Source organism: Gluconacetobacter tumulisoli, assembly GCF_014174155.1.
GTDB lineage: Bacteria > Pseudomonadota > Alphaproteobacteria > Acetobacterales > Acetobacteraceae > Gluconacetobacter > Gluconacetobacter tumulisoli.
In genome coordinates, this window is sequence record NZ_JABEQM010000018.1 from 15,998 (window position 1) to 41,831 (window position 25,834).

The window sequence follows — 25,834 nt, forward strand, 5'->3', positions numbered from 1 at the left end:
GACAGGCGTTCAGATCAGGCACAGGCCGGCCAGTTCGCGGCGCAGGGCCTCGGGCAAGGCGCCGCCCGCGCCGGTCGTGCCGCCGAAATCGGCGGGCGCGTCGGCAGGGGACAGGTAGCGCCAGCCCTGGAACGGCCGCATCGGTCGCGGCGTGACCGGGACGATCGACGGGTCCAGCACCACCAGGGCGCAAGCCGCCCCATCCTCACGCACATCGGGGCGGATGTCCACGACCCGCTGGCGGCACAGGATCATCCCGCCGATGACGCGGTAGAGCGACCCGCCAGCCAGGATGTCCTCCGCCCGGCGAGGGAACATCCGGGTCCGCAGCCAGGGACGTCCGTCCATGCGCGTGCCGTCCAGCCCGTCGCCGGCGCCGTCCATCATCGTCTGCTGCCGATGCGCCAGGTCGTCGAGGGACGTGATCCCGACCGCGAGCTTGACCAGGTGGAGCATGATTGCGGGGCGTGTCCTCAGTGGTGGACGGGTGCGGCGTGTACTGGCACGTCACTTTGGGCCTGACGAAGGAACGTGTCGAGGAATCGCCGCGAATCGATGGACTGCACGATCCGGACCTTGCGCACGCCCATCGCCTTGGGGGCCGTCTGGTCGGGCCAGACATAGGCGTGGCCGTAATTCGGGCCCTTCGAGATATCGATGTCCATGTAGGCTTCGACCGACGCGGTGACCAGGGTGGGATCGGCGGCGATCGCGGTGGCCATCTCGTCCCACATCGGCAGCGGGTCGTAATAGGCGCCGATATAGTCGGTCATCGGCGTCTTCTTCCGCATGATCTGCTTCAGATAGTCGCGCGTCATCATCAGGTCGTTCGACACGTTGCCGACGACCGTGATCGCCGCCCACGGCGCGGTCAGCGTGATATGGGCGGCCTCGGGGTCGAAGATCATGTTGAAGTCGGACGCGAAATCCGCGTTCCCGGTCACCGATTTCATGCTGGTGTCCAGCAGGCCGCCCATGAACACCAGTTGCCGGGCGGTGGCGGCGAAGGTCGGGTCGATGCGGATCGCCAGCGCCAGGTTGGTCAGCGGTCCGGCGGCGACGATCGTGACCTGGTGCGGATGGGCATGGACCTGGCGGATCAGGAACAGCGCGGCGCTTTCATCGACGGGACGCATCGTCGGGTCGCCTTCCTTCTGGTGGGGCAGCGGCGGCTGGACCGACGGCGTGCCGTCGATCGATCCGATTCCGCCCCATGCGCCTTTCCATGGGATGATGCCGAATTGCTGTTCGCGCAGGCGCATCATGGGCACGCTGTTGATCAGCGGATAGACGGCGCCGTCGGCCACGGGGACGTCGGTCCGGCCGATGATTTCCAGGAACCGGCGCAGATGGGCGGATTCCTGGTTTTCCCAGGCGTCGCCGCTGGCGATCGTGAAGCCCAGGACCTTCACGGCAGGATTGAACAGCAACGGAATGATGGATTGCTGGTCGGACCCGCCCGGACCCAGGAAATCATTGTCCTCGATCACCAATTGCGGTTCGGCGGCCCGCGCCGCCGATGATGTCCCTCCGGCCAGCAGGCCGGCGGCCAGCAATGCCGCCGCCCCCCGTCGCAGCATGTCGGGGACGGAACGATGGCGGGCGCGGGAGGGGAAGGGGGTCATGCGGGTCCTGTGAGACGGTGGGTGGGGCGTCGGACGGGCGCCCTTACAGCACCAGCGCCGCCAGCAGCGCCTCCAGCCGGAGGCGACCCGACGACGTGGCGCGCAGGATCGTCCCGTCCGGCGTTGCGTCGCGGCGAAGATAGCCTTCTTCCGTCGCCGCTTCCAGAATGGCGGGATCGAGGGCGTCCGCCATCGCGAGTCCGGTGCGCCGGGCGAATCGGGCCTCGTCGATTCCCTCGGTCAGGCGCAGGCCCATCAGCAGCATTTCGCGCGCGCGGTCGCGGGGGGACAGGATTTCGTCCTGCATCAGGCCCGTGCCGTGGCGCTCGACCCGCTCGGCCCAGGGTTCGGGCGCGCGGTGGCGGCGGGTGGCGTGCAGGTTGCCATCCAGCGTCATGCGGCCATGCGCGCCGGGACCGATACCCAGATAATCGCCATAGCGCCAGTAGGTCAGGTTATGGCGGCTCTCAGCCCCCGGCCGCGCGTAGTTCGAAACCTCATAGCCCAGCAGGCCGTGGCGGGCGGCCACGCTGGCGGTTTCCTCATACAGGCGGGCGGCGTCGTCCTCGTCGGGCAAGGCCAGCAGGCCCTGGCGGTGCAGTCCCTCGAACCGGGTGCCGGGCTCGATCGTCAGCTGGTACAGGGACAGATGGTCCGAGACGAGCGACAACGCCCGGTCCAGTTCCGCCCGCCAGTCCGCCAGGGACTGGCCGGGGCGGGCATAGATCAGGTCGAAGGAAATCCGGTCGAACAGGGTGCGCGCCAAGTCCAGCGCGGCGACGGCCTGCACCGCCGAGTGCTCCCGTCCCAGCAGGCGCAGTGCCGCCTCGTCCAGACTCTGGATCCCCAGCGAGATCCGGTTGACCCCGGCGTCGCGAAACGCGCGCAGGCGCTGGGCCTCGACGCTGGTGGGGTTGGCCTCCAGGGTGATTTCCAGGTCCGGGGCCGCGTCGAACAGGGCGCGGGCGTCCGCGATCAGGGCGGCAACGGTGTCGGGCGCCATCAGCGAGGGCGTGCCGCCGCCGAAGAAGATCGAGGCCAGCCGGCGTCGTCCGCCCTGGGCGTTCAGGCGCGCGGCCTCGTGCGCCAGTTCGCGCCGCAGCGCCGCGGCGAAGCGGGCCTGCGGGATGATGTCGCGGACATGGCTGTTGAAATCGCAATACGGGCATTTGGCCAGGCAGAATGGCCAGTGCACATAGAGCGCCAGGGGCTCGGCCCCGGCGGGCAGGATGGCGTCAGATGGCAAGCCGCACGCCCAGTTCGACGACGCGGTCCGGCGGGATGCGGAAGAATTCTGTGGCGGGGGTGGCATTGCGCGCCATCAGCAGGAACAGCGACATCCGCCAGCGCGACATCTTCGGCACCGAGGAACGGACCAGCAGTTCCCGGCTGGTGAAGTAGGACGCCTGGAGCACGTCGAAATCGATGCCGTTGGCCTTCAGGTCTTCCAGCGCGCGGGGCAGGTTGGGCGTTTCCATGAAGCCGTACCGCAGGATCACGCGATAGATGTTCGGGGCCAGTTCCTGCAACGCGACGCGATGGCCGCGCGCGGCCTCCGGCTGGTCCAGGGTCTGGACGGTCACGAACAGCACATGTTCATGCAGCACCTTGTTGTGCTTCAGATTGTGCAGCAGGCAGGTCGGTACGAATTCGGGCGTGGCGGTCATGAACACGGCGGTGCCGGGCACGCGGATGGTGCGCGATTGCGGCAGCCGGGCGAGGAACGAATTGACCGGCAGGCTGTCCAGTTTCTGCCGGCTCATGATCAGGCCGCGGCCGCGTTTCCACGTCGTCATCATCAGCGTCAGCGTGATGCCCAGCAGGACGGGCACCCAGCCGCCCTGCGGGATCTTCAGCGCGTTGGACGCGAAAAAGACGCTGTCCATGATGAAGAAGCCGCCGAACGTCGCGACGGCCGCCGGGCGCGACCAGTGATAGAGCCTGCGGAACGCCACCATCGCCAGCACGCAGGTGCACATGAACGTGCCCGTCACCGCAATGCCGTAGGCCGAGGCAAGGGCATCCGAGCTGCGGAACGAGACGACCAGCAGCAAGGCGCCGACCATCAGGAACCGGTTGAATTCAGGCAGGTAGATCTGCCCTTCCTCGTTCTTGTTGGTATGGGTGATGCGCATGCGCGGCAGGTAGCCCAGCTGGATCAACTGCCGGCACAGGGAAAACCCGCCCGAGATCCCGGCCTGGCTGGCGATCACCGTCGCCATCGTCGACAGCACGATCATCGGGATCTGCATCCAGTGCGGACCCAGCAGGAAGAACGGATTGTTCAGCGCGGACGGGGTGGCGATGATCAGGGCCCCCTGGCCCAGGTAATTCAGGGCCAGGCAGGGCAGGACGCAGAACAGCCACGCATAGCGGATCGGCTGCCGGCCGAAATGGCCCATGTCCGCATAGAGCGCTTCCGCGCCGGTGACCGACAGTACCACCGACCCCAGCGCGATGAACGACAGCCAGCCGTGAAACGCGATGAAGCGGATCGCGTAGACCGGGGAAATCGCCATCAGGATGCCGGGATGGCGCAGGATTTCCAGCGCGCCGAGGATGCCCAGCATGCTGAACCACACCAGCATGACGGGTCCGAAGACGGTGCCGACCTTGCCGGTGCCGTAGGACTGCACCGAAAACAGCCCGATCAGGACCAGGATCGCCAGGGGAATCACCAGCCCGTGGGCGGCGGGAAAGCTGACCTCCAGCCCCTCGATGGCGGACAGGACCGAAATTGCGGGGGTGATCAGCCCGTCGCCGAAGAAGAGACAGGCCCCCGCGATGCCCACCATGCCCAGGAGCAGCTTCAGCCGGTTGTTTTCAGATACGCGCTGCGCCAGCGACATCAGCGAGATGATGCCGCCTTCGCCGTTGTGGTCGGCCCGCATGACCAGCAGGACGTACTTGACGGTGACGATCAGGATCAGGGACCAGATGATCAGGCTTTCGACCCCCAGCACCTCCCACGGTTCGATCTGGTGATGCTGCGAAACGATCATGACGGTGGAACGCAGGGCGTAGAGCGGGCTGGTGCCGATGTCGCCGAACACCACGCCCAGCACGACCATGAGGGCCGCGAAGCCGACCGGATTGGCGGCATGTTCGTGCTGGTCGGCACCGAATTCCGTAACCTGCGGAGCCTTTCTGGCCGGCGAGCTGTCCCCGGGTGCGTGCGGCCCGGCCGGGGCGGCGGGCGTGGGTCCGGGGGCGGGATCGCCCGAGGCTGGCGTCATGTCGTGACGTCTCCGCTGTTCAGGTAGGGGGAACGGCGGGCAGGCCGACCTTGTCCTCGCATAGCGTCATGATCCGGGGGCGGCAAGGTGAGTTGCCGGGACCCGCCCATTCGCAGGAGCCGGAGGCCGATGGCCGAAGATCGCGCTGCCGACGCGCACATGGGTCGCCCCTGCGGCGATCGCCGCCTCGAAATCCGCGGACATGCCCATCGACAGGACGGTCAGGCCATGATGGCCGCCCAGTTCCGCCAGGTAGCGGAAATGCGCGGCGGGATCCCGGTCGGCCGGCGGGATGCACATCAGCCCGCGCACCGCGTCGCCGAACCGGCGGCGGCAGGCCGTGACGAAGGCATCGGCCTCGTTGCGCGGGACGCCGGACTTCTGGGCCTCGTCGCCGGTATTGACCTGCACCAGCAGGTCCGGCAGCCGCCCCGCGCGGTCGGCGGCACGCGCGATCGCGTCGGCCAGCGCCGGGCGGTCCAGGCTTTCGATCATGTCGGCGATCCGCACAGCATCCAGCGCCTTGTTGGTCTGCAGGCCGCCGATGACGTGCAGCCGCATGTCGGGCCATTCGGCGCGCAGGGGCGGGAATTTCGCCACGGCTTCCTGCACGCGGTTTTCGCCGAATACCATCTGGCCGGCCTGCAGGGCGGCGATGACGCTGGATTGCGGATGGAATTTCGAGACGGCGACCAGGGTCACCCCCGCGGGGTCGCGCCCCGCCTGCCGTGCCGCGGTGGCGATCCGGGCGCGGATGTTCGCCAGCGCCCCGGCCACGGCTGTGCCGGAGGCGGCTGGTGCATCGGTCGCGGGCGCCTCGGCGACGGGCGCGGCGGGGTCGGGCAGGGACGGGATCATCGCGTTACGGTTGGCCCGGCAGGGCCACGGGTCAAGGGGGCCGGGGGGTCTTTCGTGCGGCCGGGGCCGGTTTTCGGGGCTGGGGGCTGGCGGCGCCGGCCGGGTCGTGCCATCAGCGCACGCTTCGAACCGTCGTGCGGTGACGCACGCCTCGAACCGTCGTGCGGTGACGCACGCTCGAAACGTAATCCAGGGACTGGGAAAAGGGCGAGGCCGCAGGATCATGAGCCAGGGACCAAGGAGCCGGCCGCGCGTGGCCGACACCGATCCGACGCGCGATATCGCCTTCGACATCGTCCTGGGCGTCGTCGAGCACCGGCGGATGCTGGAAACCAGCCTGGAGCATTCGCCGGCGGCGAAGGACGCGGATGCGCGCGACCGCGCGGCGGCGCACCGGCTGGCGGCCACCGTCCTGCGGCACATGGGCACGGCCGGTATGGTGCTCGAACCCTTCCTGAAGAAGGAGCCCCCTGCGCCCGTGCGCGTGGTGCTGCTGATCGGCGTCGCGCAGCTTCTGCTGCTGGACACCCCGGCGCACGCGGCCGTCGGCACGGCGGTGTCCCTGGCGCGTCGGCGGGGCCTGACGCCATTCGCGGGCCTGGTGAATGCGGTGCTGCGCCGCGTCGCGCAGGCGGGCAGCGGCGCGCTGGAGGGGCTGGATCAGGCCCGACTGGACGTACCCCCCTGGCTGTGGAGTTCGTGGGGCGAACTGGCCCGCCCGGTGGCCGAGGCCCTGGGGCAGGAGGCTCCGCTTGACCTGACCCTGCGGCCCGGCGCCGCCGGTCCGCCCGATGGGATCATCCTGCCGACGGGCAGCGTGCGCCTGCCGGCGGGAACCCGCGTCGCCGACCTGCCGGGCTATGCCGACGGGGCGTTCTGGGTGCAGGACGCGGCGGCGGCCCTGCCGGCACGCCTGCTGGCCGTCCGCCCCGGCGAGCGGGTCGCCGACCTGTGCGCGGCGCCGGGGGGCAAGACGGCGCAGCTGGCGCTGGCCGGCGCCGACGTCACGGCGGTGGAGCGGGAGCCCGGGCGGATGGCGCGCCTGCGCGAAAATCTGGATCGGCTGGGACTGATCGAACGCGTGGTGACGGTGCAGGGCGACGCGGTCGCGTGGCGGCCGGACATCCCGCTGGACGCCGTCCTGCTGGATGCACCCTGTTCGGCAACGGGCACGGCGCGCCGGCATCCCGACGTGCTGTGGATCAAGCGTCCGCGCGACCTGGCGGCCCTGACCGCGGGGCAGGACCGCCTGCTGGCGGCGGCGCGGGACATGCTGCGTCCCGGCGGGCGCCTGGTCTATGCCGTGTGCTCGCTCCAGCCCGAGGAAGGGCCGGAGCGCGTTCGCGCGGCGATCGCGATGGGGCTGGAGCCCGACCCTTTCACGCTGGAGGAGCTTGCGGCCCTGCCCGAGGCCCGGACGCCCGAAGGCTGGCTGCGGACACATCCCGGGCTGTGGGCGGAGCAGGGCGGCATGGACGGGTTCTTCGCCGCGCGGTTTCGCCGTCGCTAGGATAACGTGATCGGGCGGTACGGCGCAGCGCGCACGCAACCGCTTGCACCGAGGCTGTGATTTCCTGTTACACTATGGCCATGCCTGCTCATTTTCCTCCCCTCGTCGCCCCCAGTGTCCTGTCGGCCGATTTCTCCCGCATGGCCGAGGAAGTGATTGCCGTCGAACGCGCGGGTGCGGACTGGCTGCACCTGGACGTGATGGACGGCCATTTCGTGCCGAACCTGTCGTTCGGCTCGCAGTTGATCAAGGCGCTGCGGCCGCAATCCGGCCTGGTGTTCGACGTGCATCTGATGATCGCGCCGGTCGACCCGTACCTGGAAATGTTCGCCCGCGCGGGGGCCGACCATATCCATCTGCATATCGAGGCCGGGGCGCATACCCATCGGTCGCTTCAGCATGTGCGCGCGCTGGGGGTCAAGCCGGGCATCGCCCTGTGCCCCGCCACCCCGCCCGAGGCGGTGGCCGAGGTGCTGGACCTGGTGGACATGATCCTGGTCATGACGGTCAATCCGGGATTCGGCGGTCAGAAATTCCTGACCAGCCAGCTGGACAAGATCCGTACCCTGCGGCGCATGGCGGACGCGACCGGACGGGATATCCGCATCGGCGTCGATGGCGGCGTGGATGTCGAGACCGCTGCCCTGGCCACGGCGGCCGGCGCAGACATGCTCGTGGCCGGCACGTCGGTCTATGGCCAGCCGGATTACGGCCGGGCGATCACTGCCTTGCGCGAGGCGGGACGACGGCCCGAATGACGAAAACCGGGCTTGCGGTCGTCGGGAGGATGACCGGACGCCGTGGGATGAGAGGGGCCTGATGGTCCTGCGACGATGGAGCCAGGATGCGCGCCTTTCGCTGGCGCGCCTGCCGTCCCTGGCGGGGCTGGGCCGCGTGCCGCCTGCCCCCGTTCACGCGATTCGCGACCTGTGGCCCGGCGACCCCGCGTCGGGCGCGCGCCTGGTAAAGGGCAGCCTGACCCATGCCGGCGTCACCCGCCGCATCGGTCCCGGCCGGTGGGAAGATCTCTCCTACCCCGAGCGTTTCCGTGCCCATCTGCATGGATTTACCTGGCTGCGCGACCTGCGTGCCGTTGGCACCGATTCGGCGCGGCTGCAGGCGCGGGCGTTGGTCAATGACTGGCTGTCCCACCCGCCGACCGACCCGATGGTTCGCGATTGCGCGGTGACGGGGGCCAGGCTGGCGTCCTGGCTGGGCCATTACGATTTCTTTGCCGCGTCCGCCGACGACGCCTTTCGCCAGCGCCTGATGACGCGCCTGTTGACCGAGGGCCGGACGCTGGCCGCCCTTCTGCCGCCCGATTCGCATGACTGGCGGGTGCTGACGGCGTTCAAGGGCCTGCTGGCCGCGGCGGTCGCGATGCCGGACCATAACGGTTTCCTGGCCCGCTTCATGCGCTATATCGACGGAGAACTGGCGCGTCAGGTCCTGCAGGACGGATGTCATGTCCAGCGCAGTCCGGAGATCCAGTTCCTGGCGCTGCGCGAACTGGCGGAAATGCGGGTGATGCTGCAGGCGGCGCAGATCGCGGTGCCGGATTCCCTGGCCCTGGCCCTGGACCGGATGAGTCCGGTGCTGCGGGCGCTGCGACATGGCGATGGCGGCCTGGCGCTGTTCAACGGCAGCCATGCCGGCAGCGTCGCGATGATCGAGATGGTCCTGTCGCAGGCGACGCGGGCGCGGGTGGTTGCGACGGCGATGCCCGATGGCGGTTTCATCCGCCTGCAGGTCGGGCGCTCGCTGCTGCTGGTCGACGCCGCCGCACCGCCGCCGCCGGGCTTCGACGAAGAGGCCCATGCCGGTACCCTGTCGTTCGAGTTTTCGGTCGCGCGGCAGCGGCTGATCGTCAATTGCGGGGCCGGCCAACTGCCGGAATGGCGTCGTGCCCTGCGCGAGAGCGCCGCCCATTCGCTGCTGGTCCTGGAAGACAGCTCGTCCTCCGATTTCGCCCCGCAGGGCGGGATCCAGCGGCGCCCGGCGCATGTGACGGTCGAACAGTTTGCGCAGGACGGGTCCCATTGGCTGGATCTGGCCCATGACGGCTATCATGCGTCGTTCGGGGCATCATGGCGGCGACGTCTCTACCTGGGCGACGGCGGCGAGAATTTACGCGGCGAGGAGGTCGTGGAGGGTGAGCGCCTTCAGTCCTTCGTCTTGCGGTTCCATCTGCATCCGTCGGTCGAGGCCGAACTGGATGCCGACGCCCAGGTGATCGTTCTGGATGTCGGCGGACGAATCTGGCGATTCCGCGCGGATGGCGGCATCGTCGGCCTCGAGGAAAGCGTCTATTTCGGCGGGACGGCGCCGGAACGGACCCGTCAGATCGTCGTCAGGGTCCGGCCCGGCGACGGGGAGGGGCCGGCCGAGTCCCCCCCGATCGCGGTGGAGACAGAACCGGGGACCGAAATGGCTGGAGAATCGCCCGGGACCGAAAGCGCCGAAAACGGCGGGGTGGCTCCAGTTGCCACCGAGGACTCTGCATCCGAACAGCCGGCAGCCGAGGAAGCCCCCGCACCTGCGCCATCGACGCCGGAGGTTGCCGCGAGTGGTCCGACGGAGGCCGGGGGACGGACGCGGCAGGTCGTGCGCTGGGCCCTGATGCGGACCGATGGCTAAGGGTCTGTCTGTAAAAGCGCACGGGCGGCGATCCGACGTGCGTTTTCCGGGTTCCGCTCCACCCCCGTGAAATACGCGCCGGGCGTGCCACACAGCGCTGCACTTCTGCCCGGCAGGTTTTCCTGAAAAGCAGTTTCCGAGGGCCGCTTGCCGGAACGATGAAGATTCTCGAGATCACGAACGTCGATTTTTCTCTGCGGCATTTCCTGCTGCCGCTGATGCGCGGCCTGCGTGCGCGCGGGCACGAGGTTGTCGGCGTCTGTGCGGATGGGGCATTGCTGGCGGATGTCCGCGCCGAGGGATTTCGGGTGGAAGCGCTGCCGATGGCGCGGTCTTTCTCGCCGCTGGCGCAGGGACGGGCGCTGATCGCGCTCATTCGCCTGATCCGACGGGAACGGCCGGACATCGTGCATGCCCACATGCCCATCAGCGGCCTGCTGGCCCGCCTGGCGGCGCGGCTGTGCGGCGTGCCGTGCGTGGCCTATACCTGCCACGGCTTCCTGTTCAACCAGCCGGGTTCACGCGTACGGCGCGGCATGTCGCTGGTGCTGGAATGGTGCGCGGGGCGAATCACCGACCGGTATTTGACCGTGTCGTCCCAGGAAGCCGACGACGCCCGGCGCCTGCATATCCATCCGGCTGCCCTGGCGGTGGGCAACGGGCGCGATCCCGCACAGTTCCATCCGGACGCGCAGGCGCGCGCGCGCGTCCGGGCCGAACTGGGCATTCCCGACGACGCGGTGGTCATCGTCGTCGTGTCCAGGCTGGTCCGGCATAAGGGCTATCCCGAACTGCTGGCGGCGATGGCCCATGTACCCGACGCGATGCTGTGGGTGGTCGGCGAACGCCTGGCCTCGGATCACGGGCAGGCGCTGGACGCGTGCTTTGCCGAGGCGCGGCGCGTGCTGGGGGGGCGTCTGCGCTGCCTGGGATATCGTCGGGACATTCCCGCCCTGCTGGCGGCGGCGGATATCTTCACCCTGCCGAGCCATTTCGAGGGGCTGCCCATGTCCGTGATCGAAGCGATGCTGACCGGCCTGCCTGTGGTAGCGACCGATATCAGCGGACCGCGGGAGCAGGTGGTCAACGGACGGACCGGCCTGCTGGTGCCGGCCGGCGAGGTCGATCCGCTGGCCCGGTCGCTGACGCGTCTGGTCCGCGATGCGGCATTGCGCGCCCGGATGGGGGCCGCCGGACGCGCCCGCGCGTTGGCCAGGTATGACGAGGCCCGCGTTATCGACCGGACCCTCGACGGGTTGCTGGGCACCGTCGAGTAAGGCAGGTCGGGCACTGCCCGGCCCGGCAAGGACCTATGGGCCCTTGCCCCGCCTGCGGGACCGGGCGGTTACTGCTGGCTGCCGCCCGGGCCGCCCATGGCCTGCGCCAGGGCCTGGACTGCCTGCGGGTTATTGCGGATCAGCGCCACGTTTGCAGGATTCGGTTGCGGCGCATGCGCCTCGGCCGGCGGGGGCTGCTGGATCAGCGCCTCGGTCAGGCCGAAGGTGGTGATGCCCAACACGAACTCCCGCGGGGTAAAGCCGTGGGCGGACAGGATCGGGGACAGGCCGGGGACGGACGCGGTGCGGTCGATCGTCTGGGCCAGCGACAGGTTCGGCGCATTCGGCGGCGCGATTCGGGCGGCCTGGATAGCGCGGATCGTGGCGGTCATGCGGGGCAGGAAATCGGCGGGCAACGGATATTGTGCCGCCTCCTGCATGTCGCGCTGGAACGTTGCCTGATCCACGCCGGGGGGCAGGCCGCCCTGCTGCTGCGCCAGGGCCGGCGCGGCGGGCAGAATGGCGACGGCGAGGGCCGTCGCCAGGAGGGAGATGCGCATTTTCATACCGGATTGGCCCATTCGCCATGTCTCATCAGGGGTTCGCGACCGCCATCCTGGGTGATGGCGTCGACATTGATTTCGGCCGAACCGATCATCCAGTCGATATGGATGAAGCTGCTGTTGGCGCCCCGGGCCACGATCTGCTCGGGCGTCTGGCCGTCGGTATCGAGCATGCATTTGGTATAGGCCTGGCCCAGCGCAATGTGGCTGGACGCGTTTTCGTCGAATAGCGTGTTGCGGAACAGGATTCCGCTCCGCGAGATCGGCGAGGAATGGGGCACCAGGGCGACTTCGCCCAGGCGGCTCGCCCCTTCGTCGGTCGCCAGGATCCGCTCCAGCACCGGCAGGCCCCGGGTCGCGTGCGTCTCCACGATCCGGCCGCCTTCGAAGCGTACTTCGATCCCGTCGATCAGCGTTCCCTGGTGGAACAGCGGCTTGGTGGCGCGCACATGGCCTTCGACACGCAGGGCGTGCGGCGTGGTGAAGACTTCCTCGGTCGGGATGTTGGGGTTGCACACGATGCCGTTGCGTGCGGGTTCCGATCCGCCGGCCCAGGCGTGGCCGTCGGCCAGGCCCACGGTCAGGTCGGTGCCGGGGCCGGTGAAATGCAGGGCGGCGAACCGGCGTTCGTTCAGCCAGTCGGCGCGGCGGTGCAGTGTCGTGTTATGTTCGGTCCATGCCGCCACCGGGTCGTCCACCGTCACGCGCGACGCCAGGAAGATCGCGTCCCACAGTCGGGCCAGGGCCACGTCCGGCGCATCGTCGGGGAAGACCTGCGCGGCCCAGGCCGGCGTTGCGCAGGCGACGATGTTCCAGTTGATGGCGAAATTGGTGATCAGTTCCATCGCCGGGCGCCCGGCCAGCGAACTGGCCTTGTTGGCGCGGGCGACGCGGTCCGGGTCCTCGTTGCTCAGCAGGACCGGGTTGCCGCCGGTAATGGCCATCCGCGCGGCGCCGTCGCGATAGGCATTGGCCATGCCGCCCTGCAGCCAGCCCGCCGCGACGTCGAAAGCGGCATCCGGCGCGTGGTGAAAGCGCGCCAGCGTCATCTCGTCGTCCGAAAAGAACGGCGTGACCAGCGATGCCCTGGCCCGATAGGCATGTTCGGTGATCCGGCGGACAAGCGGCACCGCGTCGAGCGGCGCGGTGATCAGCAATTGCTGGCCCGGTGCGATATTCAGCCCGATCCGGACCGCCACCTCGCCCAAACGGTCCAGCAGCCGGTCATGGGATGATGAGGAAGTCATGAACCTGTCATCCTGTAATTCCTGATGTTTCCAGCGTAGCGTGATCGCTTCCGCCGGGCTAGGCAACACCCCGGCATCGGCAGGCAGGACGGGGGTATGGCGCGGATGCATGGCCGAAGCATGGCGGATGTCGCGGGGGCGGAAGGCGACGGCGTTCGGTTGTGCGGGATCGCGGCCGTTCGCGAACGGCCGGTTCGCGTCGTGATCGGCGGACAGGCGCTGGTGGTCTGGATGACATCCGACGGGGGGCCGCGCGTGTTCGCGGATCGCTGCCCGCATCGTGATGCCCGCCTGTCCGCCGGGTATGTCGCGGACGGACGGCTGGTCTGTCCCTTCCATCTGTGGGCATTCGATGAAGCGGGCCGGGCCGTGGGGCCCGATGGGGCGACCCACCCGACATGCATTGTCAGGCGATTCGACGCCCGTCTGCGCGACGGCGGGGTCTGGATCGATGCCGTAACCGAAAGGGAATGACGCGAGGGCCTACCGGTCCTGTTCGCGGTCCAGCCAGCTTCGGATCACCGTCAGGACATAGGCCTGCTCGACCGGTGCCAGCGCGCGGCCCTTCGGCAGGCGATGCCATTTTTCCAGGCACGACCGGCAGCAGGTTGCAGTCGCATGCTGCGCCACGAAGACGGGATGGCCCCGCCATGGGGTCTGCCGTCCGTCGCGGGCCGGATGGGCCGGGGCCAGGCGTCCGGCGATGAAATCGGCGGCATGGGACATCACCCTGGCGATGCCCTTCGCGTCGAGATAGGCGCGGTCGCGTGCGTCCAGGTGAAAGCGCGCCCGGAAGGCCGAGCGGCCGAGCTGCGCCCATAGCGCATCGGGAACGGGCGGAGGCGGGGCAGGCGGCGGTGCGTTTGTGGTCATTGCCCCCTCCTGCGCCTCGTCCAGCCTATTCCGGGCGTACCAGCAAATGGTGCTTGCGGCCCGACGACAGCTTGATCGCGCCGTCCGTCAGGTCGACGGTCGAGATCACGGCGCCTTCGTCACGGACCGGGACGTCGTTGATCCGTGCGCCGCCGCCACGGATCAGGCGCCGGGCCTCGCCATTGCTGGCCGCCATCCCGCTGTCGACGAACAGGCGGAAAGCCGGGATCCCGGCCTCGAGCAAGGCGGCGGGGATCGGGCGGGTCGGCAGGTCGGCCGGCGCCGCGCCTTCCTCGAAGGTGCGGCGGGCGGCTTCCGCGGCGGCCTCGGCGGCGGCGCGGCCGTGGCACAGGGCCGTGGCCTCGGTCGCGAGGATCTTCTTGGCCTCGTTGATCTCGGCGTCCCGCAGGGCGGCGAGGCGGTCGCATTCCGCCAACGGCAGGTCGGTGAACAGGCGCAGGAAGCGGCCGACATCCGCGTCCTCGGTGTTGCGCCAGAACTGCCAGTATTCGAATACCGGCAGCTTGTCCGCCGACAGCCAGACCGCCCCGCGCGCGGACTTACCCATCTTGGCGCCCGAGGCGGTGGTCAGCAGCGGTGTCGTCAGGCCGAAGACCTGCTTCTGGTCGGTGCGGCGGACCAGGTCGATGCCCGACACGATGTTGCCCCACTGGTCGGACCCGCCCATCTGCAGGGTCACGCCCAGGGACCGGTTCAGTTCGCGAAAATCGTAGGATTGCAGGATGGAATAGTTGAATTCCAGGAAGGTCAGCCCCTGTTCGCGCTCCAGCCGCGAGCGGACGGAATCGAAGGACAGCATCCGGTTGACCGAAAAATGCACGCCCACGTCGCGAAGCAGGTCGATATAGGACAGCCGGTCCAGCCAGTCCGCGTTGTTCGCCAGAACCGCCCCGGTGCTGTCATCCGCAAAGGACAGGTACTGGCGCAGGCTGCCCTCGATGCCGCGCAGGTTGGCCGCGATGGTGTCGCCGGTCATCAGCATGCGGGCTTCCTCGCGGAACGAGGGGTCGCCGATCCGCGCGGTGCCGCCGCCCAGCAGTGCCACCGGCCGGTGGCCGTGCTTCTGCAGCAGGCGCAGCATCATGATCTGGATCAGGCTGCCGACATGCAGGCTGTCGGCCGTGGGGTCGAAGCCGATATAGCCCGCTACCGGTCCGGCCTGCATGGCGGCGTCCAGGGCCTCCATGTCCGTGCACTGGAAGATGAAGCCGCGCGCTTCGGCTTCCCGGAGGAATTCGCTCTGGGGCATGATCGGTCACTCTGGTTTCGTATCGGGCCGGCCGGGGCCGGAACGGGTCGCGCCATGCACTAGCACGCCCGTCCCGCGACATGAACCCGGCAAGGACGCCGGCATCGGCCCGGCTGGTAGTACGAAACACCGAGGAATTGCCGCCGAACGGGAATTTCACCCGTTCGGCCGGCCGTGTCAGTCCGCGGCCAGGGCCAGCGCGCCGCGCGTCATGACGGTACCGACATGATCTTCCAGCGCGTCGGCCACCTGGTCGGCATGGTTGGCGAAGACATGGTCGGCGCCGGCAAAGACGCGATAATCGACGGCCACGCCCTTCTGGGTGTTCAGCTTGTCGACCAGCTTGCGGATCGCGGGTTCCGGAACCAGCTCGTCGGCCTCGCCCGCGATCATCAGGCCGCCGCAGGGGCAGGGCGCGAGGAAGCCGAAATCGTAATGATTCGCCGGCGGGGCCACGCTGATCCAGCCGGTGATTTCCGGCCGGCGCATCAGCAGCTGCATGCCGACGAACGCACCGAACGAATAGCCCGCGATCCACAGACCCTCGGCGTTCGGATTGACCATCTGCATCCAGTCCAGCGCCGCCGCGGCGTCGGAAATTTCGCCGATGCCGCCGTCATAGCGACCCTGCGACCGGCCGACCCCACGCGAATTATAACGCATGACCGAGAAACCCATCTTCTCGAACGAGCGATACATCGCATAGGTGATGCGGTTGTTCATCGTGCCGCCATGCAGCGGATGGGGGTGGAGAACGAGGGCGAGCGGCGCATTGGGCTCGCTCGAATGGTGATAACGTCCCTCCAGGCGGCCGTCAGGGCCGGCGAACATGACCTCAGGCATTCGTATCCCGCGATGTGTCTCTCCGCGCCCATGGGCATGGCGGTGGAGTTGTTACTGTTACGGCCTGCGGATGACGATGCCCCGTCATCTGTCGGCGAAGAAAAAAGCCCCGTCGGGCGCCTCCGGGCCGGGAGGCGCGATCGGGCAGCCGCTTCATGTCAAACCTGGTCATTTCGGCACCGCTGGCCCGTTGGGGCCTGGAGTGCCTTCGAAATCGTTTTTTTATTATTGTGAGGCAAGCCGCGCACCATTCAAAATGCTGGTTTGTCGGGCGTGGGATGCGTTCCTGTCAGTCATTCGGGAGGCCGGACGGGCGGGCTCGCGCGGGCCGGTTGACTTCCAGCATGACATGGCCATAGTCCACTATCCCTTTTTCAGCCCTCCGATCGGTTCCGCCGTCGGCTTCGCGTCGGGCGGAATGGCGCGTGCAGCCATGAAAACATGTGCTTGTCCGGGAACCGGGCAGGTGCCGACCGGCCGGACAGGTGAGTGTATATAGCGATCCGGAATCGCCAATTGCCAGATAAATCGTGTCGGTCGACGATGGGCGGCATGGCGCGGGCAAGGGCCGACCGTCCAGAGCAGGAGGGGGTAAACGCAAGGATGCGTGGCATGGACGACGATTTTTCCTATTTCGACGCCAATGCGTCCGAACCGGTGCGCGCGTCGGCCCTGGCGGCGATGGCCGACGTGGCGGCAGTCGTGGGCAATCCGTCGTCGGTCCATCGCGCGGGACGGCGGGCGCGTGCGATTCTGGAATCGGCGCGGGAGGAGGTGGCCGCCGCGTTCGGTGGACGGGCGGAAAACTGCATCTTCACTTCCGGCGGGACCGAGGCCAACGTCCTGGCGATCGCGGGCCTGGGGGGCGGCCGGCGCCTGCTGGCCGGCGCGACCGAACATGACGCGGTGCGCGCCGCCGTGCCGGCCGGCGCGGTCATTCCGGTGGATGGGAACGGCGTCGCCCGCCTGGACGTGCTGGACCGCCTGTTGGCCGAGGACGGTGGCGGGCGTCCCGCGCTGGTCTGCCTGATGCTGGCGAATAACGAGGTCGGGACGATCCAGCCGGTGGCGGAGGCGGCGCGGGTCTGCCGGGCGCGCGGGGCGTTGCTGCATGTCGACGCGGTGCAGGCCGCGGGCCGGATTCCGGTGGATCTGGCCGCGCTGGGGGCGGACAGCATCGCGATTTCGGGGCACAAGTTCGGCGGCCCGAAAGGGGCGGGGGCCTTGTTGCTCTCCGGGGATGTCGTCCGGACCCTGCCCCCCATGATGGCCGGCGGCGGGCAGGAGCAGGGGCGGCGCGGCGGCACGCCGGCGCTGCCCGCGATCGCGGCGATGGCGGCGGCGGCGGCCGAGGCCGTGCGGGACATGACGGCCGGGGACGGCGTTCCGGCGCGGTGGCGCGACGCGATCGACGATGCCGCGCGGGCGGGTGGGGCCATTGTTTGCGGGGGCGGCGGGCCGCGCCTGCCCAATACCACCATGCTGGCGCTGCCTGGACGGCGGGCGGAAACGCAATTGATCGCGCTGGATCTTGCAGGGTTCTGCGTATCGGCGGGATCGGCCTGTTCGTCCGGAAAGGTCGCGCGGTCCCACGTGCTGGCGGCAATGGGGCTGGGCGCGCTGGCCGGCGAGGCGATTCGCGTCTCGCTGCCCTGGACGACGCGCACCGAAGATGTGGCACGATTCATCGCCGCCTATGCCGCGATGGCGGCACGGTTGCCGGCCCGCGTCTCGGTGCCCGAGAATGTGGGGACGGAGGAGGTGCGGGCATGACGGCGGAACTCTATCTCGACTATCAATCCACGACGCCGTGCGATCCGGCGGTGGTCCAGGCGATGTTGCCCTGGTTCACCACCGAATTCGGCAACCCGCACAGTGCCGACCATGCGATGGGCCGGCGCGCGTGGGACGCGGTGGAGGTCGCACGCGCCGAGGTCGCGGCCCTGCTGGGGGCCGATGCGCGCGAGGTCGTGTTTACCTCGGGCGCGACCGAGGCCAACAATATCGCCATCAAGGGCGCGGTGCGCCATCTGGCGGCGCGGGGCGACACACGCCGGCGGGTCGTCACCGTGGCGACCGAGCATAAATGCGTGCTGGAGGCCGTGCGCGACCTGGCGGCGGAAGGATTCGACCCCGTCATCCTACCGGTCGGCCCGGACGGACGGCTGGATCCCGAAACCCTGCGCGCGGCACTGGCGGTCCCGACCCTGCTGGTCAGCATCATGGCCGCCAATAACGAGACCGGCGTGCTGCACGACCTGGCGGCGCTGGCGCCGATCGTGCGGGCGGCCGGCGCGCTGCTGCACAGCGACATGGCGCAGGCGGCGGGCAAGACGGCGCTGGACGTGCGGGCGATGGATGTCGACCTGGCGTCCGTGTCGGCGCACAAGCTGTACGGGCCCAAGGGCGTGGGTGCACTGTATGTGCGCCGGCGGCCGCGCGTCCGGCTGGCCCCGCTGTTCTCGGGCGGCGGGCAGGAACGCGGGGTCCGCTCCGGCACCTTGCCGACGCCGCTGCTGGTGGGGTTCGGCGAAGCCTGCCGCATCGCACGCACTGACCGGGTGGCGGAGGCGCGGCGGATGGGCGCCCTGCGCGACGGCCTGCTGGCGCGGTTGCAGGCGGCGATCCCGGGGATCGCGGTCAACGGGTCGATGGCGCATCGCCTGCCGGCCAACCTCAACCTGTGCCTGCCCGACGTGCGGGCGCTGGACGTGATCGCCCGGGCCGAGGGACTGTGCATCTCCACCGGATCGGCGTGCTCATCGGCCGAACTGGTGCCTTCCTACGTGCTGACGGCGATGGGGCTGGACGCGGATGCGGCGGCACGGAGCTTGCGTCTGGCCGTGGGACGCTATACCTCAGCCGCCGATATGGATCGTGCGGCCGCGATCCTGTGCCGGGCGGTGGAGGATGTCCGCGCGGCGGGACGGGAGCGCGCCGCCCAATCCGCCGATGACGGTTCCACCCAAGACGATACGGCCAGGATAGCAGAATGCCGCACATGATTTTCATCGAGAGCGACGGTACGCGCCGCGAGGTCGACGCCCCGCTGGGTCTTTCGGTCCTCGAGATCGCGCACAAGCACGGGGTCGATCTGGAAGGCGCGTGCGAGGGGTCGCTGGCCTGCGCGACCTGCCACGTAGTCGTCGATCCCGACTGGGCGCCGAAGCTGGCCGAACCGACCGAGGACGAGGAAGACATGCTGGACCTGGCCTTCGGGCTGGAGAAGACGTCGCGTCTCGGCTGCCAGATCGTCATGACCGAGGCGCTGGACGGGCTGGTCGTGCGCCTGCCGCGTACGGCCTGAGGAACAGGCGGAAGGACCCTGCCCATGCGAATCATGGTCGCCATGTCCGGCGGCGTGGACAGCAGCGTCGTCGCGGCAAGGCTGGTGGCCGAGGGGCACGAGGTCTTCGGCGCGACGCTTCAGCTCTATGATTCGCGTGAAGGCGCGCGCAAGGGCGCGTGCTGCGCGGGGCGGGATATCCACGATGCCCGCCGCGTCGCCGACCGGCTGGGTATTCCCCATTACGTCATCGACGCCGAAAGCCGCTTCCGGCAGAGCGTGATCGAGACGTTTGCCGACGCCTATGCCGGGGGCGAAACACCCGTGCCCTGCGTCGCCTGCAACCAGGGTGTAAAATTCACCGATCTTCTGGGCATGGCGCGCGACCTGGGGGCGGATGCGATGGCCACCGGCCATTACGTGCGCCGCATCGAGGGGCCGGACGGCCCCGAACTGCATCGCCCCGTGGATGCGGAGCGCGACCAGTCCTGGTTCCTGTTCGCCACGACGCGGGCGCAGCTCGATTTCCTGCGCTTTCCGCTAGGCGATTTGTCGGACAAGGCTGCCGTGCGGGCCGAGGCCGAACGGTTCGGCCTGGCCGTTGCCGCCAAGCCCGACAGCCAGGACCTGTGCTTCGTTCCCGACGGATCCTATGCCGCCCTGGTCGAAAAACTGCGCCCCGACATGGCGGGCGGGGGCGAGATCGTGGATGCCGGCGGTCAGGTCGTAGGGCGGCATGACGGCGTCACGCGCTTTACGGTCGGGCAGAGCCGCCGCCTGGGATCGGCGGCGATGCGCGACGGCGCGCGGCAGATGGTGGTCGGCATCGAGCCCACGGCGCGGCGCGTGGTGATCGGCCCCCGGGCCGGCAGCGCGGTGCGGGACATGGTGCTGCGGGACATGAACTGGCTGATCGCGCCGCCCGAGGGCGATCTGCGCTGCAAGGTGCAGATCCGCGCGCGTGAGATCGCGCGCGACGCGGTCGTGCGGCGGACGGCGGATGGTGCCACGGTGGTGCTGGACGAGGCCGCGATGCCGGCCCCCGGGCAGGCCTGCGTCCTGTATGACGGCAGCCGGGTCCTGGGCGGCGGGTTCATTCGACGGCGCGCGACGCAGGCGGCCTGAACGGCCCGGCGCGGAAAATGGGGAACGACATGACGGACGGCAGACTGGTCATCGGAACACGGCGATATTCGTCCTGGTCGCTGCGGGGCTGGCTGGTCGTCCATGCGGCCGGCCTGGACGTCGATGAGGTCGTAATCCCTATCGCCGGCGGGGGCGGTACGGCGGGGATCAAGGCGGTGTCGCCCAACGGGCTGGTGCCCTACCTGGAACATCGGGGTGCGCGGGTCTGGGAAAGCCTGGCGATCGGCGAATATTGCGCCGAAATCGCACCGGCCCTGTGGCCGTCCGAGCGGGTGGCGCGCGCCCATGCCCGCAGCATCGCGTCGGAAATGCATGCGGGCTTTCGCGCGCTGCGCATCGCCATGCCGATGAATCTGGGCCGTGATGCCCGCCCGCTGGCCGACGGCCTGACGCCGGATGTCGTGGCGGACACCGCGCGGATCGATACGATCCTGTCCGAAACCCGTGCGGCCTTCGGGGCGGACGGGCCCTACCTGTTCGGCCCCGTCCTGACGGTCGCGGATGCGATGTACGCGCCGATCATCGCCCGTTTCCTGTCCTATGGCGTGGCGCTGTCGCCGGTGGCGGCGGAATACGCGGCGGCGCTGCGGGCGCACCCGCTGATGGTGCAATGGTATGCCGACGCGGCGGCAGAACCGGAATCCTGGCGACTCGACCGTTACGAATCCGTTCCCTGACGGCCGGATGACGGACAGGCGCCCGGTCGTAACGATCCTGCCCCCGCGCGAACGGTTCGCGCGGGGGCAGGCCGGTGCGATCGGCTTGCTGGTCCACCGCCTGGCCGGTCCGGGCGATGTGGTGGTGGGCGCGCGGGTCGATGTGCCGTTCGATGACGTGACGTTCTCTCCGGCTGTCCCCTCATTCTGGGATGGCGGGCGCTATGTCGCTGCCGTTGCCCGGACGATCCGGACCCTGCGCCCGGCGATGATCGAGGTGCATAACCGCCCCGATATCGCCGTGACGCTGGCCCGGCGCCTTGTGGGACTGCCGATGATGCTGGTCCTGCACAACGATCCGCAGGCGATGCGCCAGGCCCGGAGCGCGGGGCAGCGCGCGGCAATCCTGCGGCGCATGCGCGTCGTCACGGTGTCCGGCTGGCTGCGCGACCGGTTCATGGACGGGGTGGCCGCCCCGGGCCACACGGTGGACGTGGCGCCGAACTGCATCGACCTGACGGTTCTGCCGCCGCCGCTGCCCGTCCCCGAGCGGGAGCGGACCATCCTGTTCGCCGGCCGGGTGGTGGCGGACAAGGGGGCCGATGCGTTCGTGGCCGCCTGCGCCGCCCTGCTGCCGGACCTGCCGGGCTGGCGGGCGGAAATGATCGGCGCGGACCGTTTCGGGCCCGATTCGCCGGAAACCCCGTTCCTGGCTGGTCTGCGTCCGCGCGCGCGCGCGGCGGGCGTGGGCATGGCAGGTTACCAGCCGCATGATCGGGTGCTGGCGGCGATGGCCCGGGCCGCCATCGTCGTGGTGCCCAGCCGGTGGCCGGAACCCTTCGGCATGACGGCCCTGGAAGCCATGGCCTGTGGCGCGGCCCTGGTGGCGTCGCCCCGCGGCGGCCTGGCCGATGTGGTGGGCGACGCCGCCCTGCTGGCCGAGCCGGAGCCGGCGGCGGGCCTGATCGAGGCGATCGGGCGCCTGGCGGGGTCCGAGACATTGCGCACCGACCTGTCGCACCGGGGACTGGCGCGGGCACAGGCCTTCGCGCGCCCGGCGGCGCGCGCGCGCCTGGAGGATCTGCGCCGGGCCTGCATGGAAGGGGGATCACCGCCCCGCGCATGACGTTTCCTGCCCCGGGGGGATGGGACTGGTTGCCCGGCGGGCCTATATGCAGGGACGATTGGATGCATGACAGGAGAACACATGTCTGAGACCCAGCAGGCACCGCAGGCCGGGGCTAGTGACGGGCTGGTGCCGGTGACGGTGCTGACCGGCTTCCTGGGCGCGGGGAAGACCACGCTGCTCAACCACATCCTGACGGCCGAGCACGGGCGAAAATATGCCGTTGTCATCAATGAGTTCGGGGAACTCGGCGTGGACAACGACCTCGTGGTGGATGCCGACGAGGAAGTGTTCGAGATGAATAACGGCTGCATCTGCTGCACGGTGCGGGGTGACCTGATCCGCATTCTCGGCAGCCTGATGAAGCGGCGCGGGAAGTTCGACGGCATCATCGTCGAGACCACGGGCCTGGCCGATCCGGCCCCGGTCGCGCAGACTTTCTTCGTGGACGAAGACGTGCGCGGCAAGACGCGGCTGGATGCCGTCGTGACCGTCGTGGACGCCAAGAATGTGCTCCAGACGCTGGACGAGAGCCCCGAGGCGGTGAACCAGATCGCCTTCGCCGACGTCATCATCCTGAACAAGACCGACCTGGTGGACGAGGTCGAGATCGCGACCATCGAATCGCGCATTCGCGCCATCAACGCCGTGGCGCGACTGCATCGCGCACAGCGCGGCGACGTGGCGCTGACTGACGTGCTGGACCAGGGCGGGTTCGACCTGCAACGCGCGCTGCAGCATGCCCCGCGTTTCCTGGAGGACACCAGCCACAGCCACGAGGAAAACGTGACGTCGGTGTCCTATGAGGTCGAGGAACCGCTGGATGCGGCGAAGTTCCAGGCCTGGATCGGCGCAGTGCTGCAGGAGCAGGGGCCGGACATCCTGCGCGCCAAGGGCATCCTGAATTATGCCGGCGAGGACCGGCGCTTCGCCTTCCAGGCCGTGCACATGATGGCTGACGGCGGCTTCATCGGCCCCTGGAAGGACGGCGAGAAGCGGGAGTCCCGTCTGGTCTTCATCGGCCGGAACCTCAATCGTCCGCGCCTTCGTCGCGGTTTCGAAAGCTGCCGCGCGCAATGAGCGGGTCGGTGACGGGCGGCGCGCCGCCCGGCCTGCTGGAGACACGCGGCGCGGTGCGCGGCGTCGAGGGCCATGTCATCGGCTGCGTCGCGTCGCGCGACAGCCGGCAGTTCGCGTTCGTGACCGGCGAGGGCGATATCATCCTGGCGGCGCGCGAGGATTTCGCCGACGCGGCGGCGTGGCAGGTACAGACCGTGCATGACGGTGCGATCCTGTCGGTTTCGGCCGATGCCGCGCCGTCGGGTTTCCTGACCGGGGGCGACGACAACACCCTGCGCCGCGTGGGGGCTGACGGGTCGGTGACCGACCTGGTGCGTGGCCGGCGCTGGGTCGAGCATGTCGCAAGCTGGTCGGACGGCAAATTCGGGGTGATCGCCTTCGCCTCCGCCAAGCAGGTGGAACTGCGCGATGCCACGGGCACGAAGACGCTGAAGGTGCTGGAACATCCCTCGACCGTCAGCGGCATCGCCTTCGACGCCAAGGGCAAGCGGATCGGGGCGTCGCACTATAACGGCGCGTCGCTGTGGTTCGTGCATGCCAAGGTCGACACGCCCCGGCGCCTGGAATGGAAGGGTAGCCATACCGGCATCGCGATCCATCCGGGCGGTGAGGCGCTGGTGACCACCATGCAGGAAAACGACCTGCATGGCTGGCGCCTGTCCGACGGCCACAACATGCGCATGAGCGGTTATCCGCAGAAGGTGCAGTCGATGGCGTTTTCCCGTACCGGAAAATGGCTGGTGACCAGCGGGGCGGACAGCGTCGTGATGTGGCCGTTCTTCGGCGGCGGCCCGATGGGCAAGCCGCCATCCGAACTGGCCGGCGTGCCGGGCGTGATCTGCCAGCGCGTGGCCTGCCACCCGGTGCATGAGATCGTCGCCGCGGGCTTCGCCGATGGCACGATCCTGCTGGAGGACGCCGCGGCGCAGCGCGTGCTACCGGTACGCGGCGCGGGGGACGGCCCCGTGTCGGCGCTGGCGTTCAGCCCCGACGGCTGCGCCCTGGCCTTCGGGACCGAGGACGGGCAGATCGGCGTCGTGGACCTGACGGCGCGATAAGGGGATGGCCGCCCTGAACGCGTATGGCGTTCAGGGCGGGACCTTTCAGGTCGCCTTGGGGACGGCGCGGTCCGGTAGGCCTGTCGCGTGTGCCGGCGCCGCCGTTTCGGCCTGCGGGGGCGGGGCGTTTTCCACCACGCCCAGGAATTTTTCGGCCAGCGCGCTGTAAAGCGAATGGCCGCAGATCATGCGCGACACGGCATAGGCCAGGAACGACGTCGCCAGCAGCGCCAGGGTTACCTGCTGATTGTCCGACATTTCCATCACGATCACCGTCGCCGTCAGCGGCGCCTGTACCACGGCCGAGAAATAGGCGACGGTTCCCAGCAGAACGACGGCGCCCGGCGTCGTGTGCGGCAAGAACTGCGCCACCCATCCGCCCATCCCGGCGCCGACGGCCAGCGACGGCGCGAACAGTCCGCCCGGAATGCCGGAACAGTACGACACGATGGTGGCGACGTATTTCAGGATGAAGAACGACGCCGGGTAATGCGTCTGCCCGGCGATGATCTCGCGCGCCTGGACATAGCCGGTGCCATAGGTGATTCCCCCGGACGCGATGCCCAGGACGGCCAGGACCACGCCGCACAGCGCGGCGAAGGCGACCGGATGGCGGCTCACGAACTGTCCCAGCAGGCCGGGCAGTCCTGCCGAGGTACGGATCAGGATGGCCGAGAACGCGCCGCCGCTGACGCCGCCCAGGATGCCGCAGGCCAGCACTGCGATCCAGCTGATGCCGATCGGCACCACGACGTCGGTATGGCCGAAATAGGTATAGTTGCCGACCAGGGCGATGGCGGTGACGCCCGACAGGATGACGCCGGTCAGCATCGTGCCGCTGGTGCGCTGTTCGAAGGAATGACTCAGTTCCTCGATGGCGAAGACGATTCCGCCCAGCGGCGTGTTGAAGGCCGCCGACACGCCCGACGCGCCGCCCGCCAGGATCAGCCCCCGCCGGATGCCGATCGCAGACAGGTTCAGCCACCGGCCGAACGCATGCATGATCGCGGCCCCGACCTGTACCGTCGGCCCCTCGCGGCCGATCGAGGCGCCGGCCAGCAGGCCCAGCGTCGTCAGCAGGATCTTGCCGAATGCGATCCGCAGCGACAGCAGGCGGTCGACGACCGTGAAATCTTCCAGGTGTAGGGTGGCGATCGTCTGCGGGATGCCGCTGCCCTGCGCGCCGCGGAACAGGGTGCGGGTCAGCCAGGACGACAATGCCAGCCCCGCCGGTGTCAGCGCCAGCACGATCCAGGGATCCCACGCGATCATGCGGGTCCGCAGGGACTCGGCTTCGTCCGCCGCGGTGGCGAAGCCCACGGCCACCAGCCCGACCAAGATCGCGGCCGTCCAGTACACCAGCTTGCGCCGCCATTGCGCCGTCGTCACCCGGGCGGACCGGCGCAACTGCCGCATGTGGCGGACGCGCATTTCAGTCAGGTCGGTCTTCATCATTCGGATGTGCGGCATGATGGTCCTTGCCCGCAGGGGGCAGGGTGAGTGTGCGGCGGCATGTGCCCCTTTACCGCGGATCGTCGGCGCG

General features: G+C 69.2%; 24 protein-coding genes. 13 read left to right on the top strand and 11 right to left on the bottom strand.

All coding sequences use genetic code 11. The features are described 5' to 3' along the window. Window positions 1-9: 9 nt before the first annotated feature. The 5 genes from HLH28_RS16115 to HLH28_RS16135 all read right to left on the bottom strand — a co-directional run bounded on the left by HLH28_RS16115 (window position 10) and on the right by HLH28_RS16135 (window position 5,719). Window positions 10-456 (bottom strand): DUF1489 family protein, encoded by a 447-nt coding sequence (locus HLH28_RS16115; protein WP_182961083.1) that lies wholly within the window; start codon window positions 454-456, stop codon window positions 10-12. A 17-nt stretch (window positions 457-473) separates the two neighbouring features. Beyond that, entirely contained in the window at window positions 474-1,580 is a 1,107-nt protein-coding gene (locus tag HLH28_RS16120) for a nucleoside hydrolase (RefSeq protein ID WP_182961159.1), read from the bottom strand. An 88-nt stretch (window positions 1,581-1,668) separates the two neighbouring features. Then, the gene (gene hemW, locus HLH28_RS16125; RefSeq protein ID WP_246396309.1) at window positions 1,669-2,853 is read right to left on the bottom strand and encodes a radical SAM family heme chaperone HemW; all 1,185 of its coding nucleotides are present in this window, start codon (window positions 2,851-2,853) and stop codon (window positions 1,669-1,671) included. Window positions 2,854-2,860: 7 nt separating this feature from the next. Further along, window positions 2,861-4,861 (bottom strand): potassium transporter Kup, encoded by a 2,001-nt coding sequence (locus HLH28_RS16130; RefSeq protein WP_182961087.1) that lies wholly within the window; start codon window positions 4,859-4,861, stop codon window positions 2,861-2,863. A gap of 66 nt (window positions 4,862-4,927) precedes the next feature. Then, window positions 4,928-5,719, bottom strand: coding sequence for a YggS family pyridoxal phosphate-dependent enzyme (locus HLH28_RS16135; RefSeq protein ID WP_182961090.1), 792 nt, complete (start codon window positions 5,717-5,719; stop codon window positions 4,928-4,930). 223 nt (window positions 5,720-5,942) lie between these two features. Here HLH28_RS16135 and HLH28_RS16140 point away from each other — a divergent pair, with 223 nt between their 5' ends. The 4 genes from HLH28_RS16140 (at window position 5,943) to HLH28_RS16155 (ending at window position 11,143) form a co-directional block, all read left to right on the top strand. Continuing rightward, the gene (locus HLH28_RS16140; RefSeq protein WP_182961092.1) at window positions 5,943-7,229 is read left to right on the top strand and encodes an RsmB/NOP family class I SAM-dependent RNA methyltransferase; all 1,287 of its coding nucleotides are present in this window, start codon (window positions 5,943-5,945) and stop codon (window positions 7,227-7,229) included. A gap of 80 nt (window positions 7,230-7,309) precedes the next feature. After that, a complete protein-coding gene (gene rpe, locus HLH28_RS16145) occupies window positions 7,310-7,987 on the top strand; it encodes a ribulose-phosphate 3-epimerase (protein ID WP_182961095.1) in 678 nt (225 codons plus the stop codon). Window positions 7,988-8,048: 61 nt separating this feature from the next. After that, window positions 8,049-9,866, top strand: coding sequence for a heparinase II/III family protein (locus tag HLH28_RS16150; RefSeq protein WP_182961097.1), 1,818 nt, complete (start codon window positions 8,049-8,051; stop codon window positions 9,864-9,866). Between the two features lie 158 nt (window positions 9,867-10,024). Next, window positions 10,025-11,143 (top strand): glycosyltransferase family 4 protein, encoded by a 1,119-nt coding sequence (locus tag HLH28_RS16155; protein ID WP_182961099.1) that lies wholly within the window; start codon window positions 10,025-10,027, stop codon window positions 11,141-11,143. A gap of 68 nt (window positions 11,144-11,211) precedes the next feature. Here the strand turns inward: HLH28_RS16155 and HLH28_RS16160 are convergent, their stop codons facing one another. Together HLH28_RS16160 and HLH28_RS16165 are read right to left on the bottom strand one after the other, a co-directional pair. Next, on the bottom strand, window positions 11,212-11,703 hold the full coding sequence (locus HLH28_RS16160) for a hypothetical protein (protein ID WP_246396297.1): 492 nt from the start codon (window positions 11,701-11,703) through the stop codon (window positions 11,212-11,214). A gap of 2 nt (window positions 11,704-11,705) precedes the next feature. Next, a complete protein-coding gene (locus HLH28_RS16165; protein ID WP_182961103.1) occupies window positions 11,706-12,953 on the bottom strand; it encodes an aminopeptidase in 1,248 nt (415 codons plus the stop codon). 120 nt (window positions 12,954-13,073) lie between these two features. Here HLH28_RS16165 and HLH28_RS16170 point away from each other — a divergent pair, with 120 nt between their 5' ends. Beyond that, complete coding sequence (locus HLH28_RS16170) at window positions 13,074-13,427, top strand: Rieske 2Fe-2S domain-containing protein (RefSeq protein WP_182961105.1); 354 nt, start codon at window positions 13,074-13,076, stop codon at window positions 13,425-13,427. 9 nt (window positions 13,428-13,436) lie between these two features. Here the strand turns inward: HLH28_RS16170 and HLH28_RS16175 are convergent, their stop codons facing one another. From HLH28_RS16175 to HLH28_RS16185, 3 genes are all read right to left on the bottom strand, one after another. Beyond that, window positions 13,437-13,826 carry a DUF4186 domain-containing protein gene (locus tag HLH28_RS16175; protein WP_182961107.1) on the bottom strand — a complete coding sequence of 130 codons (390 nt, stop codon included), beginning with the start codon at window positions 13,824-13,826 and terminating at the stop codon, window positions 13,437-13,439. Between the two features lie 25 nt (window positions 13,827-13,851). Then, entirely contained in the window at window positions 13,852-15,096 is a 1,245-nt protein-coding gene (tyrS, locus tag HLH28_RS16180; RefSeq protein ID WP_182961109.1) for a tyrosine--tRNA ligase, read from the bottom strand. A gap of 177 nt (window positions 15,097-15,273) precedes the next feature. Further along, complete coding sequence (locus HLH28_RS16185; RefSeq protein ID WP_182961111.1) at window positions 15,274-15,939, bottom strand: alpha/beta hydrolase; 666 nt, start codon at window positions 15,937-15,939, stop codon at window positions 15,274-15,276. Window positions 15,940-16,542: 603 nt separating this feature from the next. On the opposite strand from HLH28_RS16185, the gene HLH28_RS16190 reads away from it, so the two are divergent. The 8 genes from HLH28_RS16190 to HLH28_RS16225 all read left to right on the top strand — a co-directional run bounded on the left by HLH28_RS16190 (window position 16,543) and on the right by HLH28_RS16225 (window position 24,291). Next, window positions 16,543-17,712, top strand: a complete 1,170-nt coding sequence (locus HLH28_RS16190; protein WP_408869861.1) for a cysteine desulfurase family protein — start codon at window positions 16,543-16,545, stop codon at window positions 17,710-17,712. Further along, window positions 17,709-18,944, top strand: a complete 1,236-nt coding sequence (locus HLH28_RS16195; protein WP_182961115.1) for a cysteine desulfurase family protein — start codon at window positions 17,709-17,711, stop codon at window positions 18,942-18,944. The genes HLH28_RS16190 and HLH28_RS16195 overlap by 4 nt, the downstream gene beginning before the upstream one ends. Continuing rightward, window positions 18,932-19,246: a ferredoxin family 2Fe-2S iron-sulfur cluster binding protein gene (locus tag HLH28_RS16200; protein WP_182961117.1), complete on the top strand. Its 315-nt coding sequence runs from the start codon at window positions 18,932-18,934 to the stop codon at window positions 19,244-19,246. The genes HLH28_RS16195 and HLH28_RS16200 overlap by 13 nt, the downstream gene beginning before the upstream one ends. 24 nt (window positions 19,247-19,270) lie before the next feature. Beyond that, a complete protein-coding gene (gene mnmA, locus HLH28_RS16205) occupies window positions 19,271-20,350 on the top strand; it encodes a tRNA 2-thiouridine(34) synthase MnmA (protein ID WP_182961119.1) in 1,080 nt (359 codons plus the stop codon). A gap of 29 nt (window positions 20,351-20,379) precedes the next feature. Then, a complete protein-coding gene (locus tag HLH28_RS16210) occupies window positions 20,380-21,048 on the top strand; it encodes a glutathione S-transferase (protein WP_182961122.1) in 669 nt (222 codons plus the stop codon). Window positions 21,049-21,055: 7 nt separating this feature from the next. After that, complete coding sequence (locus tag HLH28_RS16215) at window positions 21,056-22,153, top strand: glycosyltransferase family 4 protein (protein ID WP_182961124.1); 1,098 nt, start codon at window positions 21,056-21,058, stop codon at window positions 22,151-22,153. 81 nt (window positions 22,154-22,234) lie between these two features. Then, the gene (locus HLH28_RS16220) at window positions 22,235-23,233 is read left to right on the top strand and encodes a CobW family GTP-binding protein (protein ID WP_182961126.1); all 999 of its coding nucleotides are present in this window, start codon (window positions 22,235-22,237) and stop codon (window positions 23,231-23,233) included. Next, a complete protein-coding gene (locus tag HLH28_RS16225) occupies window positions 23,230-24,291 on the top strand; it encodes a WD40 repeat domain-containing protein (protein ID WP_182961128.1) in 1,062 nt (353 codons plus the stop codon). The genes HLH28_RS16220 and HLH28_RS16225 overlap by 4 nt, the downstream gene beginning before the upstream one ends. Before the next feature lie 45 nt (window positions 24,292-24,336). Here the strand turns inward: HLH28_RS16225 and HLH28_RS16230 are convergent, their stop codons facing one another. After that, window positions 24,337-25,707: a chloride channel protein gene (locus tag HLH28_RS16230; protein WP_182961161.1), complete on the bottom strand. Its 1,371-nt coding sequence runs from the start codon at window positions 25,705-25,707 to the stop codon at window positions 24,337-24,339. Window positions 25,708-25,834 lie beyond the last annotated feature (127 nt).